Raw genomic sequence first — 13,006 nt, 5'->3', positions numbered from 1 at the left:
CTGTCGGCCTCACCTGAGACTGCCACGCAGTTGGTAATCATGGGGCGCGCGAGCGCCCGACAGGAAGGCACGACCCCGGATTCGGGGTCCTCTGCATGAGGAGCGCCTTGGGCCGGAGGGCCGAGGGCGCTCGGTTCGCTTGCGTTCTAGGGAACGCGAGCGAGTGTTCGATTATTCGCCAATTCGCCGAGCGCTCGAGGATGGCGCGAGGATCTGGAGCGAAGGACCTGGAATGCCGACGATCAGCCAGTTGATCCGCAAGCCGCGGCAACCGAAGACCTACCGCGAGAAGTCCCGCCATCTCGGGGCCTGCCCCCAGAAGCGCGGCGTCTGCACGCGCGTCTATACGACGACGCCGAAGAAGCCGAACTCGGCTCTCCGCAAGGTCGCGAAGGTGCGCCTGACCAATGGCTTCGAGGTCATCGGCTATATTCCCGGCGAGGGCCACAATCTGCAGGAGCACTCGGTGGTCATGATCCGCGGCGGCCGCGTGAAGGACCTTCCGGGCGTCCGCTATCACATTCTGCGCGGCGTGCTCGACACGCAGGGCGTCAAGGACCGTAAGCAGCGCCGTTCGAAATACGGCGCGAAGCGTCCGAAGTAAGGAGCGAGAGCCATGTCGCGTCGCCATCGCGCCGAGAAGCGGGAAATCATCGAGGACGCCAAGTTCGGCGATTCCGTCGTGACCAAATTCATGAACTCCATCATGTATGACGGCAAGAAGTCGGTCGCCGAGGCGATCGTCTACGGCGCCTTCGACGTGATCGAGGGCAAAGCCAAGAGCGATCCGCTGCAGGTCTTCAAGCAGGCGCTCGAAAATGTCGCTCCGGCGATCGAGGTGCGCTCGCGGCGCGTCGGCGGCGCCACCTATCAGGTGCCGGTCGAGGTCCGCAACGAGCGTCGTCAGGCGCTGGCGATCCGCTGGATCATCACGGCGGCGCGCGCCCGCAACGACAAGACGATGGTCGATCGTCTTTCGGCGGAGCTGCTCGACGCCTCCAACAACCGCGGCAATGCGGTGAAGAAGCGCGAGGACACGCACCGCATGGCGGAAGCGAACCGCGCCTTCTCGCACTATCGCTGGTAACCCTTTTCGTCGCCCTCTGATCGAGGACATCTCAAATGCCCCGTAGCCATCCCATCGAAGACTATCGCAACTTCGGCATCATGGCCCACATCGACGCGGGCAAGACGACGACGACCGAGCGCATTCTCTATTACTCCGGCAAGAGCCATAAGATCGGCGAGGTGCATGAAGGCGCCGCGACGATGGATTGGATGGAGCAGGAGCAAGAGCGCGGCATCACCATCACCTCCGCCGCGACGACGACCTTCTGGAACGGCAAGCGCCTGAACATCATCGACACGCCCGGCCACGTCGACTTCACCATCGAGGTCGAGCGTTCGCTGCGCGTGCTCGACGGCGCCGTCTGCGTTCTCGATGGCAATCAGGGCGTCGAGCCGCAGACCGAGACCGTGTGGCGTCAGGCCGACAAATATGCGGTTCCGCGCGTCGTCTTCGTCAATAAGATGGACAAGATCGGCGCCGATTTCTACCGCTGCGTCGACGACATCGTCACCAAGGTCGGCGGCAAGCCGGTCTGCCTGCAATTGCCGATCGGCTCCGAGAATCTGTTCAAGGGCATCATCGACCTCGTCCGCATGAAGGCGGTTGTGTGGGACGACGAGGGGCTCGGCGCGAAATATCACGACGAAGAGATTCCGGCCGATCTCGTCGAGAAGGCGAAGGAATATCGCACCACGCTGATCGAGGCGGCGGTCGAGCTCGACGACGACGCCATGGCGGCCTATCTCGACGGCCAGGAGCCGAGCGAGGAGACGCTGAAGCGCCTCGTCCGCAAGGCTGTGCGTTATACCGCCTTCCATCCGGTGTTCTGCGGCTCTGCCTTCAAGAACAAGGGCGTGCAGCCGCTGCTCGACGCGGTCGTCGATTATCTGCCGTCGCCGATCGATCGCGAGGCGATCAAGGGCGTCGATATGAACACCGGCGCCGAGCTGACCCGCAATCCGTCCGACAGCGAGCCTTTCTCCATGCTCGCCTTCAAGATCATGGACGATCCCTTCGTCGGCACCATCACCTTCTGCCGCGTCTATTCCGGCAAGATCGACTCGGGCACGACCGTGCTCAACTCGACCAAGGACAAGAAAGAGCGCGTCGGCCGTATGCTGCTGATGCACGCCAACAACCGCGAGGACATCAAGGAGGCCTTTGCGGGCGACATCGTCGCTCTCGCCGGCCTCAAGGAGACCCGCACCGGCGACACGCTCTGCGACATGCTGAAGCCGGCGATTCTGGAGCGCATGGAGTTCCCGGAGCCGGTCATCGAGATCGCCATCGAGCCGAAGTCGAAGGCCGATCAGGAGAAGCTCGGCATCGCGCTCCAGAAGCTCGCCGCAGAGGATCCGTCCTTCCGCGTCTCGACCGATCAGGAGAGCGGCCAGACCATTCTGAAGGGAATGGGCGAGCTGCATCTCGACATCAAGGTCGATATTCTGAAGCGCACCTATAAGGTCGACGCCAATATCGGCGCGCCGCAGGTCGCCTATCGCGAGCGGCTGACGAAGCGCGTCGAGATCGACTACACGCATAAGAAGCAGACCGGCGGCACCGGCCAGTTCGCCCGTGTCATCATTATTTTCGAGCCGAACGAAGCCGGCGCCGGCAATGTCTTCGAGTCGAAGATCGTCGGCGGCTCGGTGCCGAAGGAATATATCCCCGGCGTCGAGAAGGGCATCAACAGCGTGATGGGGTCCGGCATTCTCGCGGGCTTCCCTGTCGTCGATGTCAAGGCGACGCTGATCGACGGCGGCTTCCACGATGTCGATTCGTCGGTGCTCGCCTTCGAGATCGCCTCGCGCGCGGCGTTCCGCGACGCGCTGCAGAAGGGCGGCTCGGTGCTGCTCGAGCCGATCATGAAGGTCGAGGTGGTGACGCCCGAGGAATATACGGGCTCGGTCATCGGCGACATCAACTCGCGGCGCGGGCAGATCCAGGGTCAGGACATGCGCGGCAATGCGGTGGTCGTCGACGCGATGGTGCCGCTCGCCAACATGTTCGGCTATGTCAATCAGCTGCGTTCCTTCACCCAGGGACGCGCGAACTACACGATGCAATTCGACCACTACGACCAGGTCCCCGAGGCGGAGTCGAAGAAGGTTCAGGCCAAATACGCCTGATCGTCGCGAACGTCCCGGAATAAGTCTCTAAAGGAGTGTGGCCATGGCCAAGGAAAAATTCTCACGCACGAAGCCGCATTGCAACATCGGCACGATCGGTCACGTGGACCATGGCAAGACGTCGCTGACGGCGGCGATCACCAAGGTTCTGGCCGAGAGCGGCGGCGCGACCTTCACGGCCTATGACCAGATCGACAAGGCCCCGGAAGAGCGCGCTCGCGGCATCACCATCTCGACGGCCCACGTCGAATATGAGACCGCCAATCGCCATTACGCGCATGTCGACTGCCCCGGCCACGCCGATTATGTGAAGAACATGATCACCGGCGCCGCGCAGATGGACGGCGCCATTCTGGTCGTCTCCGCCGCCGACGGCCCGATGCCGCAGACGCGCGAGCATATTCTGCTCGCCCGCCAGGTCGGCGTGCCGGCGCTCGTCGTGTTCCTGAACAAGGTCGACATGGTCGACGATCCGGAGCTGCTCGAGCTGGTCGAGCTCGAAGTGCGCGAGCTGCTGTCGAAGTATGAATTCCCCGGCGACGATATTCCGATCACCAAGGGCTCGGCCCTGGCGGCGCTCGAGAACAAGACGCCCGAGATCGGCCATGACGCGATCCTGAAGCTGATGCAGACGGTCGACGAATATATTCCGCAGCCGGAGCGTCCGAAGGATCAGCCCTTCCTGATGCCGGTCGAGGACGTGTTCTCGATCTCGGGCCGCGGCACGGTGGTGACGGGCCGCGTCGAGCGCGGCGTGGTCAAGGTCGGCGAGGAAGTCGAGGTCGTCGGCATCCGCCCGACGATCAAGACGACGGTGACGGGCGTCGAAATGTTCCGCAAGCTGCTCGATCAGGGCGAGGCGGGCGACAATATCGGCGCGCTGCTGCGCGGCACGAAGCGCGAGGACGTGGAGCGCGGCCAGGTGCTGGCCAAGCCCGGCACGGTGAAGCCGCACACCAAGTTCAAGGCGGAAGCCTATATTCTGACGAAGGAGGAGGGCGGCCGTCATACGCCGTTCTTCACCAACTATCGTCCGCAGTTCTACTTCCGCACGACCGATGTGACCGGCATTGTGACGCTTCCCGAGGGCGTCGAGATGGTGATGCCGGGCGATAATGTGACGATGGAGGTGAACCTCATCGTTCCGATCGCCATGGAAGAGAAGCTGCGCTTCGCCATCCGCGAAGGCGGCCGCACCGTCGGCGCCGGCGTCGTCGCCTCGATCATCGAATAAGAGAAATCTGGACCGCGGGGCGGCGCGCCTCGCATTCGAGAAACGGACTGCGAGCCTCGACGGCGCGCAGTCCAGAGCGCGCCGCAGTCGCGGTCCAAGAGGAAGACGCTGATGAACGGACAGAATATCCGGATTCGCCTCAAGGCGTTCGATCACCGGATTCTCGACACGTCGACGAAGGAGATCGTCTCCACCGCCAAGCGCACGGGCGCTCAGGTGCGTGGTCCGATTCCGCTGCCGACCAAGATCGAGAAGTTCACGGTGAACCGCTCGCCGCATATCGACAAGAAATCGCGCGAGCAGTTCGAGATCAGGACGCATAAGCGCGTGCTCGATATCGTCGATCCGACCCCGCAGACGGTGGACGCGCTGATGAAGCTCGATCTCGCCGCTGGCGTCGACGTCGAAATCAAGCTGTAAGAAGAGAAATGAACCGGGCGCCTCTCGCCGCAAGAGCGATGCGCCTTTCGAAGGAAGAGATCATGCGGTCTGGCGTCATCGCGCAAAAGGTCGGAATGACCCGCGTCTTCACCGAAGCGGGCGAGCATGTGCCGGTCACGGTGCTGAAGCTCGACGGCTGCCAAGTCGTCGCCCATCGGACCAAGGAGCAGAACGGCTACACGGCCGTGCAGCTCGGCATCGGCCACGCCAAGGTGAAGAATGTCTCCAAGGCCGAGCGCGGCCGTTTCGCCGTCGCCAAGGTCGAGCCGAAGCTGAAGCTGGCCGAGTTCCGCGTCGAGGAGACGGAGCTGCTTCCCGTCGGCGCCGAGATCACGGCCGATCATTTCGTTGTCGGCCAATTCGTCGACGTGACGGGCACGACGATCGGCAAGGGCTTCGCCGGCCCGATGAAGCGCTGGAACTTCGGCGGTCTGCGCGCCACTCACGGCGTGTCGTTGTCGCATCGTTCGCATGGTTCGACCGGCGGCCGTCAGGATCCGGGCAAGACCTTCAAGAACAAGAAAATGGCCGGCCATATGGGCGTCGACCGCGTGACCACGCAGAATTTGCGGGTCGTGCTGACGGACGTCGAGCGCGGCCTGCTGCTGGTGGAGGGCTCGGTGCCCGGACATGCCGGCGGTTGGATTTTTGTGCGCGACGCGGTGAAGCGGGCGCTGCCGACGGAAGCGCCGCAGCCCGGCAAATATCGTCTGGCGGAAGCCCCCGCCGCGCAAGAAGACAAGAAGGAGGACTGAGCCGTGGTGCAGATCAGCGTCACGTCGTACGACGGCCAGGATGCCGGCTCGATCGAGCTGGCGGACGAGATTTTCGGGCTCGAGCCGCGACAGGATCTCATCTTCCGCATGATCCGCTGGCAGCTCGCCAAGCGGCGGGCGGGCACGCATGCGGTGAAGAACCGCGCGGACATCGCCCGCACCGGCAAGAAGCTGCATAAGCAGAAGGGCACGGGCGGCGCCCGTCACGGATCGCGGCGCGCGCCGCAATTCATCGGCGGCGGCCGCGCCTTCGGCCCGGTGGTGCGCAGTCATGAGCACGAGCTGCCCAAGAAGGTGCGTGTTCTCGCTCTGAAGCATGCGCTTTCGGCGAAGGCCAAGGACGGCTCCATCATCGTCTGGGAGAGCGCCGCGCTCTCCGAGCCGAAGACCAAGCTGCTGAAGGCCGGTTTCGACAAGACCGGGCTTTGCAGCGCGCTCATCATCGACGGCGCGGAGCCGCAGGCGAATTTCGCGCTCGCGGCGCGCAATCTGCCGAGGATCGACGTGCTGCCGGTTCAGGGCGTCAATGTCTACGACATTCTGCGCCGTGAGAAGCTGGTGCTGACCCGCGCCGCGATCGATGCGCTGGAGGCGCGCCTGAAATGAGCAAGGATGTGCGCCATTACGACGTGATCGTCTCGCCGGTCATCACCGAGAAGGCGACGATCGCCTCGGAGCAGAACAAGGTGGTCTTCAATGTCGCTCGGACCGCCACCAAGCCGCAGATCAAGGCGGCGGTGGAAGGTCTGTTCGATGTGAAGGTCGAAGCGGTCAACACGCTGCTGCGCAAGGGCAAGGTGCGCGCCTTCCGGGGCGTGCGCGGCCGGCAGTCGGATGTGAAGAAGGCGGTCGTCACCCTGGCCGAAGGCCATAAGATCGACGTGACGACGGGACTCTAAGGCAGGCTCGAGGACAAAACCATGGCGCTGAAGACATTCAAGCCGGTCACGCCGAGCCTTCGCCAGCTCGTCATCGTCGACCGCAGCGATCTCCACAAGGGCAAGCCCGTCAAGACTCTCACCGAGGGCAAGACGTCCAAGGGCGGCCGCAACAACAACGGCCGCATCACCGTGCGCTTTCGTGGCGGCGGCCATAAGCAGGCCTATCGCATCGTCGACTTCAAGCGTCGCAAGCTCGATGTCGCCGCCAAGGTGGAGCGGATCGAATATGATCCGAACCGCACCGCCTTCATCGCGCTCATTCGTTATGCCGATGGCGAGCTCTCCTATATTCTCGCGCCGCAGCGTCTCTCGGTCGGCGACGAGGTGGTGTCGGGCGCCCAGGTCGATGTGAAGCCGGGCAACGCCATGCCGATCGGCAATATTCCGGTCGGCACGATCGTCCACAATGTCGAGATGAAGATCGGCAAGGGCGGCGCGATCGCGCGCTCGGCGGGCAATTATGCGCAGATCGTCGGCCGCGACCAGGGCTATGTGATCCTTCGCCTGAACTCCGGCGAGCAGCGTCTCGTTCACGGCCAGTGCTTCGCGACGATCGGCGCGGTGTCGAATCCGGACCACATGAACATCTCGCTCGGCAAGGCGGGTCGTTCGCGCTGGCTCGGCCGTCGCCCGCACAATCGCGGCGTCACCATGAACCCGGTCGACCATCCGCACGGCGGCGGCGAGGGCCGCACCTCGGGCGGTCGTCACCCGGTCACGCCGTGGGGCAAGCCGACCAAGGGCAAGAAGACCCGCACGAACAAGAAGACCGACAAATTCATCGTGTCCTCGCGGCACGCCAAGAAGAAGAAGGGCTGATCCATGGCTCGCTCGATCTGGAAGGGCCCGTTCGTCGACGGTTTTCTGCTGAAGAAGGCGGAGACCGCACGCGCCTCGGGACGCAGTGACATCATCAAGATCTGGAGCCGTCGCTCCACCATTCTGCCGCAGTTCGTCGGACTGACCTTCGGCGTGCACAATGGCCACAAACACGTGCCGGTGGCTGTCAGCGAAGACATGATCGGGCACAAGTTCGGCGAATTCTCTCCGACCCGCACCTTCCATGGTCACGCGGCGGACAAGAAGTCGAAGAGGGGCTGATCGAATGTCCAAGCCGAGCAATCCGCGCGCGCTGGCCGACAATGAGGCGAAAGCCGTCGCCAACACGCTGCGCGTCTCCCCGCAGAAGCTCAATCTTCTCGCCCAGCTCATCCGCGGCAAGAAGGTCGATCGCGCGCTCGCCGATCTCGAATTCTCGAGGAAGCGCATCGCTCACGAGGTGAAGAAGACCTTGGAGAGCGCCATCGCCAACGCCGAGAACAATCACGGTCTCGACGTCGACGATCTGATCGTCGCGCAGGCTTTCGTGGGCAAATCGCTGGTCATGCGGCGCTTCGCGGCGCGGGCGCGCGGTCGCTCCAGCCGGATCGAGAAGCCCTTCGCGAATCTGACGATCATCGTCCGCGAAGTCGAAACGCCGGCGAAAGCCTAAAGGGAGCCTACGATGGGTCAGAAGGTCAATCCGATCGGGCTGCGCCTCGGCGTCAACCGCACCTGGGACTCGCGCTGGTTCGCGAGCAAGGGCGAATACGCCAAGCTTCTGCACGAGGATCTCGCCATTCGCGCAGCGGTGGCGAAGAATCTCAAGCAGGCGGCGGTGTCGCGCATCATCATCGAGCGTCCGCACAAGAAGTGCCGCGTGACGATCCACTCGGCGCGTCCGGGCGTCGTCATCGGCAAGAAGGGCGCGGACATCGACAAGATTCGCAAGCTGGTCGGCAAGCTCACCGGCAGCGAAGTGGTGATCAATATCGTCGAGGTGCGCAAGCCCGAGGTCGAGGCCACGCTGGTCGCCGATTCGATCGCTCAGCAGCTCGAGCGCCGCGTCGCTTTCCGCCGCGCCATGAAGCGCGCGGTGCAGTCGGCGATCCGTCTCGGCGCGCAGGGCATTCGCATCAATTGCTCGGGCCGTCTCGGCGGCGCCGAGATTGCGCGCCTCGAATGGTATCGCGAGGGCCGCGTGCCGCTGCATACGCTACGCGCCGATGTCGATTATGGCGTCGCCACCGCGCATACCGCCTATGGCGCATGCGGCATCAAGGTCTGGATCTTCAAGGGCGAGATCCTCGAGCATGATCCGATGGCGCAGGACAAGCGTCTGGCCGAGCAGGCGGCCGGCGGCGGAGAGCGCGAACACCATGGCGAGCGTCGTCGTCGCGAGCCGCGCGAACCCCGCGACGCGGCCTAATTTCGAGAGTTCGACATCATGTTGCAACCCAAACGCACCAGGTTCCGCAAGGCCTTCAAAGGCCGTATTCACGGAAACGCCAAAGGCGGCTTTTCGCTGAACTTCGGGCAGTTCGGCCTCAAGGCCCTCGAGCCGGAGCGCATCACAGCGCGCCAGATCGAGGCGGCTCGCCGCGCCATGACGCGCCATATGAAGCGCGCCGGCCGCGTGTGGATCCGCATCTTCCCCGATGTGCCGGTCTCCAAGAAGCCGACCGAAGTGCGCATGGGTAAAGGCAAGGGCGCGCCGGAGCTCTGGGCCGTGCGCGTCGCGCCGGGCCGTATCATGTTCGAGGTCGACGGCGTGTCCGGCGAGCTCGCGCGCGAGGCTCTGACGCTCGCCGCCGCGAAGCTGCCGATCAAGACGCGCTTCATCGAGCGCATCGCCGAGTGAGGATTGGGATCATGAGCACGAACAAGCAACGCGTCTCCGATCTTCGCGCGCTCTCTCTCGATCTGCTGGACGAGGAAGTGCTGAAGCTGAAGAAAGAGCAGTTCAATCTTCGCTTCCAGCGCGCCACCGGGCAGCTCGAGAACACCGCGCGCGTGCGCGTCGTTCGCCGCGACATCGCCCGCGCCAAATCCATCGCCGCGCAGAAGCGCGCTGAACAACAGAGTTGAGAGAGCGCCAATGCCGAAGCGAATTCTTCAGGGCGTCGTCGTCAGCGACAAGCAGAACAAGACCGTGGTGGTGAAGGTGGAGCGCCGCTTCACCCATCCGCTGTTCAAGAAGACCGTGCGTCGCACCAAGAACTATCACGCGCATGACGAAGCGCAGACGTTCAAGGTCGGCGACGAGGTGACGATCGAAGAGACGGCGCCGATCTCACGGCTGAAGCGCTGGCGTGTGGTCGAAGCCGACGGCAAGGCGTAAAGCCTCGAAAAGACGAGACGTAGTGGAATGGTTTTCTCGGGCGAAGTCGGGGAACCGAAACCAGACCGAGACGAAGGGCGGGATAAGCCATGATACAGATGCAGACAAACCTCGATGTCGCCGATAATTCGGGCGCCCGCCGCGTCATGTGCATCAAGGTGCTGGGCGGCTCCAAGCGCAAATACGCCGGGGTCGGCGACATTATCGTCGTCTCGATCAAAGAGGCGATTCCGCGCGGTCGCGTGAAGAAGGGCGACGTGCTGAAGGCGGTCGTGGTCCGCACCGCCAAGGACATCAAGCGCGCCGATGGTTCGGTGATCCGCTTCGATTCCAATGCCGCGGTTCTGATCAACAATCAGAAAGAGCCGATCGGCACGCGTATCTTCGGACCCGTGCCGCGCGAGCTGCGCGCCAAGAACCATATGAAGATCATTTCGCTCGCGCCGGAGGTGCTGTGATGGCCGCGAAAATCAAGAAAGGCGACAAGGTCGTCGTTCTCGCCGGTCGCGACAAGGGCCGCACGGGTCAGGTGATGCAGGTGCTGCCGACGGAAGGTCGCGCCGTGGTCGAGGGAGTCAATCTTGTCAAGCGCCACCAGCGCCAGACGCGCTCGCAAGAGGCCGGCATCATCACCAAGGCGGCGGCGCTCGACCTCTCCAATCTGGCGGTCGCCGATCCCAAGGACGGCAAGCCGACGCGCGTCGGATTCAAGATTCTCGATGACGGCCGCAAGGTCCGCATCGCCAAGCGTTCCGGAGAACAGATCGATGGCTGAGGAAAAGAAGCCGAAAGCCGCCAAGGCTCCGAAGGCGGAAGGCGAGGCCAACAAGAAGGCCACGAAGTCGAAGGCCGCTCCGAAGTCCGCCTCCGTGGACGAGGGCGAGGGGCGCTCCTCCGGGCCCAAGTCGCTTCCCGACGGGCCCTATGAGGTGCGGCTGAAAAAGCACTATGAGGAAGTGGTTCGCGCCAAGCTCATGGAAGAGTTCGGCTATAAGAACGCTTTCGAAGTGCCGGCGATCGAGAAGATCGTCCTGAACATGGGCGTCGGCGAAGCGGTCAACGACACCAAGAAAGTGACCGCGGCTGCGGCCGATCTCAGCCTCATCGCCGGGCAGAAGCCGGTGGTGACGCGGGCCCGCAAGGCGATCTCGACCTTCAAGGTGCGCGAGAACATGCCGATCGGCGCCAAGGTCACGCTGCGTAAGACGCGCATGTATGAATTTCTGGACCGCCTGATCACGATCGCGCTGCCGCGCGTTCGCGATTTCCGCGGCCTGAACCCGAAGTCCTTCGACGGACGCGGCTCCTACGCCCTCGGCATCAAGGAGCATATCGTGTTTCCCGAGATCGACTATGACAAGGCCGAGTCGATCCTCGGCATGGACGTGATCGTCGTGACCACGGCCAAGACCGACGATGAGGCGCGTGCGCTCCTGCGCGCGTTCAATTTCCCGTTCCGGCAGTGAGACGGAAGAAGTCTCAAACGCGGAAACCGAAGGCGTAGAACATGGCCAAAAAGAGTTCGATCGAGACCAACAAGCGCCGGGCGAAGCTCGCCAAGGCCTATGCCGGCCGCAGGGCGCGGCTGAAGGCGAAGGCGAATGACGAGGCGTCGACGGCGGAAGAGCGGTTCGAGGCGCGCCTCAAGCTCGCCGAGCTGCCGCGCAATTCCGCCGCGATTCGCTTTCGCAACCGCTGCGAGGTCTCGGGGCGTCCGCGCGCTTTCTACCGCAAGCTGAAGCTGTCGCGCATCGCGCTGCGCGAGCTCGGCTCGCGCGGTCTCATCCCCGGTCTCGTCAAGTCCAGCTGGTAAGGGAGCAGAGCACATGTCGATCAGCGATCCGTTGGGCGATCTGCTCACCCGCATCCGCAATGCGCAGATGCGCCGCAAGGACAAGGTCTCGACGCCGGGCTCGCGCCTGCGCGCCCATGTTCTGGACGTGCTGAAGGAAGAAGGCTACATCCGTGGCTATACGACCACGGATTTCGGCAATGGCCGCACGGAGTTCGAGGTCGAGCTGAAATATTTCGACGGCGACCCGGTCATCAAGCAGATCGAGCGCGTCTCGCGTCCGGGCCGGCGCGTCTATGCGGGCGTCGACAAGACCCCGCGCGTGGCCAACGGCCTCGGCATCACCATCGTGTCGACGCCAAAGGGCGTCATGGCCGATCACAAGGCCCGCGAGAATAATGTCGGCGGCGAGGTGCTGGCGAAGGTCTTCTGACCTGCGCCCGAAAGATTTGGGATAGGACTTCAACCATGTCTCGTATCGGCAAGAAGCCCGTCATCGTGCCGGCCGGCGTGACCGCCAAAGTCGACGGTCAGCTCGTCCAGGTGAAGGGCGCGAAGGGCGAGCTGCAGTTCCGGGTTCCCGACGATGTCGCGGTGACCCAGGAAGGCAACGCGATCAAGGTCGACCCGCGCTCCAACAGCAAGCGCGCCCGCGCGCTCTGGGGCACATCGCGCGCTCAGGTCAATAATCTCGTCGTCGGCGTGACCGCCGGCTTCGAAAAGAAGCTCGAAATCAGCGGCGTCGGTTATCGCGCCGCGATCGCCGGCAAGAATCTGCAGCTCGCGCTCGGCTATTCGCACGACGTGAACTATCCGATTCCGGCCGGGATCGCGATCGTGACGCCCAAGCCGACGGAGATCACCATCACCGGCGTCGACAAGCGCCAGGTAGGACAGGTCGCCGCCGAGATCCGTGCGTTGCGCGGCCCCGAGCCCTATAAGGGCAAGGGCGTGAAATACGCGAATGAGTTCATCTTCCGCAAGGAAGGCAAGAAGAAGTAAGGACGCCAGCCATGGCAAAGGACGTAGATGCAGTCGCCCGCCGCAAGGCGCGGGTCCGTCGCAGCATTCGCGCGCGCGCCTATGGCCGGCCGCGTCTGTCTGTGTTCCGCTCCTCGGAGCAGATTTATGCGCAGATCATCGACGACGAGAATGGAGTGACCATCGTGTCGGCCTCCACTCTCGAAAAGGCCAATCGCGAGACGCTGAAGACGGGCGCCAATAAGGAAGCGGCGCATATCGTCGGCAAGCAGCTCGCCGAGCGCGCGGTCGCCAAGGGCGTCACGGAAGTGGTGTTCGACCGCGGCGCCTATATTTATCACGGCCGCGTGCAGGCGCTGGCCGAGGGCGCCCGCGAGGGCGGCCTGCAGTTCTAAAATCCTTCTCCCGCGCGCGGGAGAAGGTGTCGCCGCGAAGCGGTGACGGATGAGGGCCGTTGCGACTTGGTCGGAAAATGGGCAAGGG

22 protein-coding genes are annotated in these 13,006 nt (G+C 63.7%); all 22 read left to right on the top strand.

Annotation, left to right across the window (positions count from 1 at the left end):
* Nucleotides 1-232 precede the first annotated feature (232 nt).
* The 22 genes from rpsL (at nucleotide 233) to rplR (ending at nucleotide 12,918) form a co-directional block, all read left to right on the top strand.
* Complete coding sequence (rpsL, locus tag AC6IY7_RS04060; protein WP_003610013.1) at nucleotides 233-604, top strand: 30S ribosomal protein S12; 372 nt, start codon at nucleotides 233-235, stop codon at nucleotides 602-604.
* Nucleotides 605-616: 12 nt separating this feature from the next.
* Entirely contained in the window at nucleotides 617-1,087 is a 471-nt protein-coding gene (gene rpsG, locus AC6IY7_RS04055; RefSeq protein WP_497781735.1) for a 30S ribosomal protein S7, read from the top strand.
* Between the two features lie 35 nt (nucleotides 1,088-1,122).
* Nucleotides 1,123-3,198, top strand: coding sequence for an elongation factor G (gene fusA / locus AC6IY7_RS04050; RefSeq protein WP_497781734.1), 2,076 nt, complete (start codon nucleotides 1,123-1,125; stop codon nucleotides 3,196-3,198).
* Nucleotides 3,199-3,241: 43 nt separating this feature from the next.
* A complete protein-coding gene (gene tuf, locus AC6IY7_RS04045; RefSeq protein WP_497780675.1) occupies nucleotides 3,242-4,432 on the top strand; it encodes an elongation factor Tu in 1,191 nt (396 codons plus the stop codon).
* Nucleotides 4,433-4,543: 111 nt separating this feature from the next.
* Entirely contained in the window at nucleotides 4,544-4,852 is a 309-nt protein-coding gene (gene rpsJ / locus AC6IY7_RS04040; RefSeq protein ID WP_003613511.1) for a 30S ribosomal protein S10, read from the top strand.
* A 62-nt stretch (nucleotides 4,853-4,914) separates the two neighbouring features.
* Complete coding sequence (gene rplC / locus AC6IY7_RS04035) at nucleotides 4,915-5,628, top strand: 50S ribosomal protein L3 (RefSeq protein ID WP_497781733.1); 714 nt, start codon at nucleotides 4,915-4,917, stop codon at nucleotides 5,626-5,628.
* Between the two features lie 6 nt (nucleotides 5,629-5,634).
* Nucleotides 5,635-6,255 carry a 50S ribosomal protein L4 gene (gene rplD, locus AC6IY7_RS04030; protein ID WP_497782777.1) on the top strand — a complete coding sequence of 207 codons (621 nt, stop codon included), beginning with the start codon at nucleotides 5,635-5,637 and terminating at the stop codon, nucleotides 6,253-6,255.
* Nucleotides 6,252-6,548, top strand: coding sequence for a 50S ribosomal protein L23 (locus tag AC6IY7_RS04025; RefSeq protein WP_331937096.1), 297 nt, complete (start codon nucleotides 6,252-6,254; stop codon nucleotides 6,546-6,548). The genes rplD and AC6IY7_RS04025 overlap by 4 nt, the downstream gene beginning before the upstream one ends.
* Before the next feature lie 21 nt (nucleotides 6,549-6,569).
* The gene (gene rplB, locus AC6IY7_RS04020; protein ID WP_497781732.1) at nucleotides 6,570-7,409 is read left to right on the top strand and encodes a 50S ribosomal protein L2; all 840 of its coding nucleotides are present in this window, start codon (nucleotides 6,570-6,572) and stop codon (nucleotides 7,407-7,409) included.
* Between the two features lie 3 nt (nucleotides 7,410-7,412).
* Nucleotides 7,413-7,691, top strand: a complete 279-nt coding sequence (rpsS, locus tag AC6IY7_RS04015) for a 30S ribosomal protein S19 (RefSeq protein WP_497781730.1) — start codon at nucleotides 7,413-7,415, stop codon at nucleotides 7,689-7,691.
* A 4-nt stretch (nucleotides 7,692-7,695) separates the two neighbouring features.
* A complete protein-coding gene (gene rplV, locus AC6IY7_RS04010) occupies nucleotides 7,696-8,082 on the top strand; it encodes a 50S ribosomal protein L22 (protein ID WP_018266635.1) in 387 nt (128 codons plus the stop codon).
* Nucleotides 8,083-8,094: 12 nt separating this feature from the next.
* Nucleotides 8,095-8,838: a 30S ribosomal protein S3 gene (rpsC, locus tag AC6IY7_RS04005; protein WP_024881006.1), complete on the top strand. Its 744-nt coding sequence runs from the start codon at nucleotides 8,095-8,097 to the stop codon at nucleotides 8,836-8,838.
* An 18-nt stretch (nucleotides 8,839-8,856) separates the two neighbouring features.
* Nucleotides 8,857-9,270 (top strand): 50S ribosomal protein L16, encoded by a 414-nt coding sequence (rplP, locus tag AC6IY7_RS04000; RefSeq protein WP_018266633.1) that lies wholly within the window; start codon nucleotides 8,857-8,859, stop codon nucleotides 9,268-9,270.
* An 11-nt stretch (nucleotides 9,271-9,281) separates the two neighbouring features.
* Nucleotides 9,282-9,497 carry a 50S ribosomal protein L29 gene (gene rpmC / locus AC6IY7_RS03995; protein ID WP_108918351.1) on the top strand — a complete coding sequence of 72 codons (216 nt, stop codon included), beginning with the start codon at nucleotides 9,282-9,284 and terminating at the stop codon, nucleotides 9,495-9,497.
* 10 nt (nucleotides 9,498-9,507) lie between these two features.
* On the top strand, nucleotides 9,508-9,750 hold the full coding sequence (gene rpsQ / locus AC6IY7_RS03990) for a 30S ribosomal protein S17 (protein WP_196407307.1): 243 nt from the start codon (nucleotides 9,508-9,510) through the stop codon (nucleotides 9,748-9,750).
* 89 nt (nucleotides 9,751-9,839) lie between these two features.
* Nucleotides 9,840-10,208, top strand: a complete 369-nt coding sequence (gene rplN / locus AC6IY7_RS03985; RefSeq protein WP_018266630.1) for a 50S ribosomal protein L14 — start codon at nucleotides 9,840-9,842, stop codon at nucleotides 10,206-10,208.
* Complete coding sequence (gene rplX, locus AC6IY7_RS03980) at nucleotides 10,208-10,525, top strand: 50S ribosomal protein L24 (RefSeq protein WP_497781728.1); 318 nt, start codon at nucleotides 10,208-10,210, stop codon at nucleotides 10,523-10,525. Before rplN ends, rplX begins: the two co-directional genes overlap by 1 nt.
* A complete protein-coding gene (gene rplE, locus AC6IY7_RS03975) occupies nucleotides 10,518-11,216 on the top strand; it encodes a 50S ribosomal protein L5 (protein WP_497781727.1) in 699 nt (232 codons plus the stop codon). Before rplX ends, rplE begins: the two co-directional genes overlap by 8 nt.
* A gap of 41 nt (nucleotides 11,217-11,257) precedes the next feature.
* Nucleotides 11,258-11,563 carry a 30S ribosomal protein S14 gene (gene rpsN, locus AC6IY7_RS03970; RefSeq protein WP_497781726.1) on the top strand — a complete coding sequence of 102 codons (306 nt, stop codon included), beginning with the start codon at nucleotides 11,258-11,260 and terminating at the stop codon, nucleotides 11,561-11,563.
* A 13-nt stretch (nucleotides 11,564-11,576) separates the two neighbouring features.
* Nucleotides 11,577-11,975, top strand: coding sequence for a 30S ribosomal protein S8 (gene rpsH, locus AC6IY7_RS03965; protein WP_196407304.1), 399 nt, complete (start codon nucleotides 11,577-11,579; stop codon nucleotides 11,973-11,975).
* Nucleotides 11,976-12,010: 35 nt separating this feature from the next.
* Entirely contained in the window at nucleotides 12,011-12,544 is a 534-nt protein-coding gene (gene rplF / locus AC6IY7_RS03960) for a 50S ribosomal protein L6 (protein ID WP_497781725.1), read from the top strand.
* A gap of 11 nt (nucleotides 12,545-12,555) precedes the next feature.
* Nucleotides 12,556-12,918 (top strand): 50S ribosomal protein L18, encoded by a 363-nt coding sequence (rplR, locus tag AC6IY7_RS03955; RefSeq protein WP_497781723.1) that lies wholly within the window; start codon nucleotides 12,556-12,558, stop codon nucleotides 12,916-12,918.
* The last annotated feature ends 88 nt before the right edge of the window (nucleotides 12,919-13,006 follow it).

Source organism: Methylosinus sp. is20ea, from assembly GCF_059718135.1.
The sequence above is the reverse complement of the archived record's forward strand: the minus strand, read 5'-3'. Positions and strand labels throughout refer to the sequence as shown.

What these genes read in the sequence shown, in the direction of transcription:
- rpsL (WP_003610013.1), top strand. Translation starts at nt 233, where the DNA reads ATGCCGACGATCAGCCAGTTGATCCGCAAGCCGCGGCAACCGAAGACC.
- rpsG (WP_497781735.1), top strand. Translation starts at nt 617, where the DNA reads ATGTCGCGTCGCCATCGCGCCGAGAAGCGGGAAATCATCGAGGACGCC.
- fusA (WP_497781734.1), top strand. Translation starts at nt 1,123, where the DNA reads ATGCCCCGTAGCCATCCCATCGAAGACTATCGCAACTTCGGCATCATG.
- tuf (WP_497780675.1), top strand. Translation starts at nt 3,242, where the DNA reads ATGGCCAAGGAAAAATTCTCACGCACGAAGCCGCATTGCAACATCGGC.
- rpsJ (WP_003613511.1), top strand. Translation starts at nt 4,544, where the DNA reads ATGAACGGACAGAATATCCGGATTCGCCTCAAGGCGTTCGATCACCGG.
- rplC (WP_497781733.1), top strand. Translation starts at nt 4,915, where the DNA reads ATGCGGTCTGGCGTCATCGCGCAAAAGGTCGGAATGACCCGCGTCTTC.
- AC6IY7_RS04025 (WP_331937096.1), top strand. Translation starts at nt 6,252, where the DNA reads ATGAGCAAGGATGTGCGCCATTACGACGTGATCGTCTCGCCGGTCATC.
- rplB (WP_497781732.1), top strand. Translation starts at nt 6,570, where the DNA reads ATGGCGCTGAAGACATTCAAGCCGGTCACGCCGAGCCTTCGCCAGCTC.
- rpsS (WP_497781730.1), top strand. Translation starts at nt 7,413, where the DNA reads ATGGCTCGCTCGATCTGGAAGGGCCCGTTCGTCGACGGTTTTCTGCTG.
- rplV (WP_018266635.1), top strand. Translation starts at nt 7,696, where the DNA reads ATGTCCAAGCCGAGCAATCCGCGCGCGCTGGCCGACAATGAGGCGAAA.
- rpsC (WP_024881006.1), top strand. Translation starts at nt 8,095, where the DNA reads ATGGGTCAGAAGGTCAATCCGATCGGGCTGCGCCTCGGCGTCAACCGC.
- rplP (WP_018266633.1), top strand. Translation starts at nt 8,857, where the DNA reads ATGTTGCAACCCAAACGCACCAGGTTCCGCAAGGCCTTCAAAGGCCGT.
- rpmC (WP_108918351.1), top strand. Translation starts at nt 9,282, where the DNA reads ATGAGCACGAACAAGCAACGCGTCTCCGATCTTCGCGCGCTCTCTCTC.
- rpsQ (WP_196407307.1), top strand. Translation starts at nt 9,508, where the DNA reads ATGCCGAAGCGAATTCTTCAGGGCGTCGTCGTCAGCGACAAGCAGAAC.
- rplN (WP_018266630.1), top strand. Translation starts at nt 9,840, where the DNA reads ATGATACAGATGCAGACAAACCTCGATGTCGCCGATAATTCGGGCGCC.
- rplX (WP_497781728.1), top strand. Translation starts at nt 10,208, where the DNA reads ATGGCCGCGAAAATCAAGAAAGGCGACAAGGTCGTCGTTCTCGCCGGT.
- rplE (WP_497781727.1), top strand. Translation starts at nt 10,518, where the DNA reads ATGGCTGAGGAAAAGAAGCCGAAAGCCGCCAAGGCTCCGAAGGCGGAA.
- rpsN (WP_497781726.1), top strand. Translation starts at nt 11,258, where the DNA reads ATGGCCAAAAAGAGTTCGATCGAGACCAACAAGCGCCGGGCGAAGCTC.
- rpsH (WP_196407304.1), top strand. Translation starts at nt 11,577, where the DNA reads ATGTCGATCAGCGATCCGTTGGGCGATCTGCTCACCCGCATCCGCAAT.
- rplF (WP_497781725.1), top strand. Translation starts at nt 12,011, where the DNA reads ATGTCTCGTATCGGCAAGAAGCCCGTCATCGTGCCGGCCGGCGTGACC.
- rplR (WP_497781723.1), top strand. Translation starts at nt 12,556, where the DNA reads ATGGCAAAGGACGTAGATGCAGTCGCCCGCCGCAAGGCGCGGGTCCGT.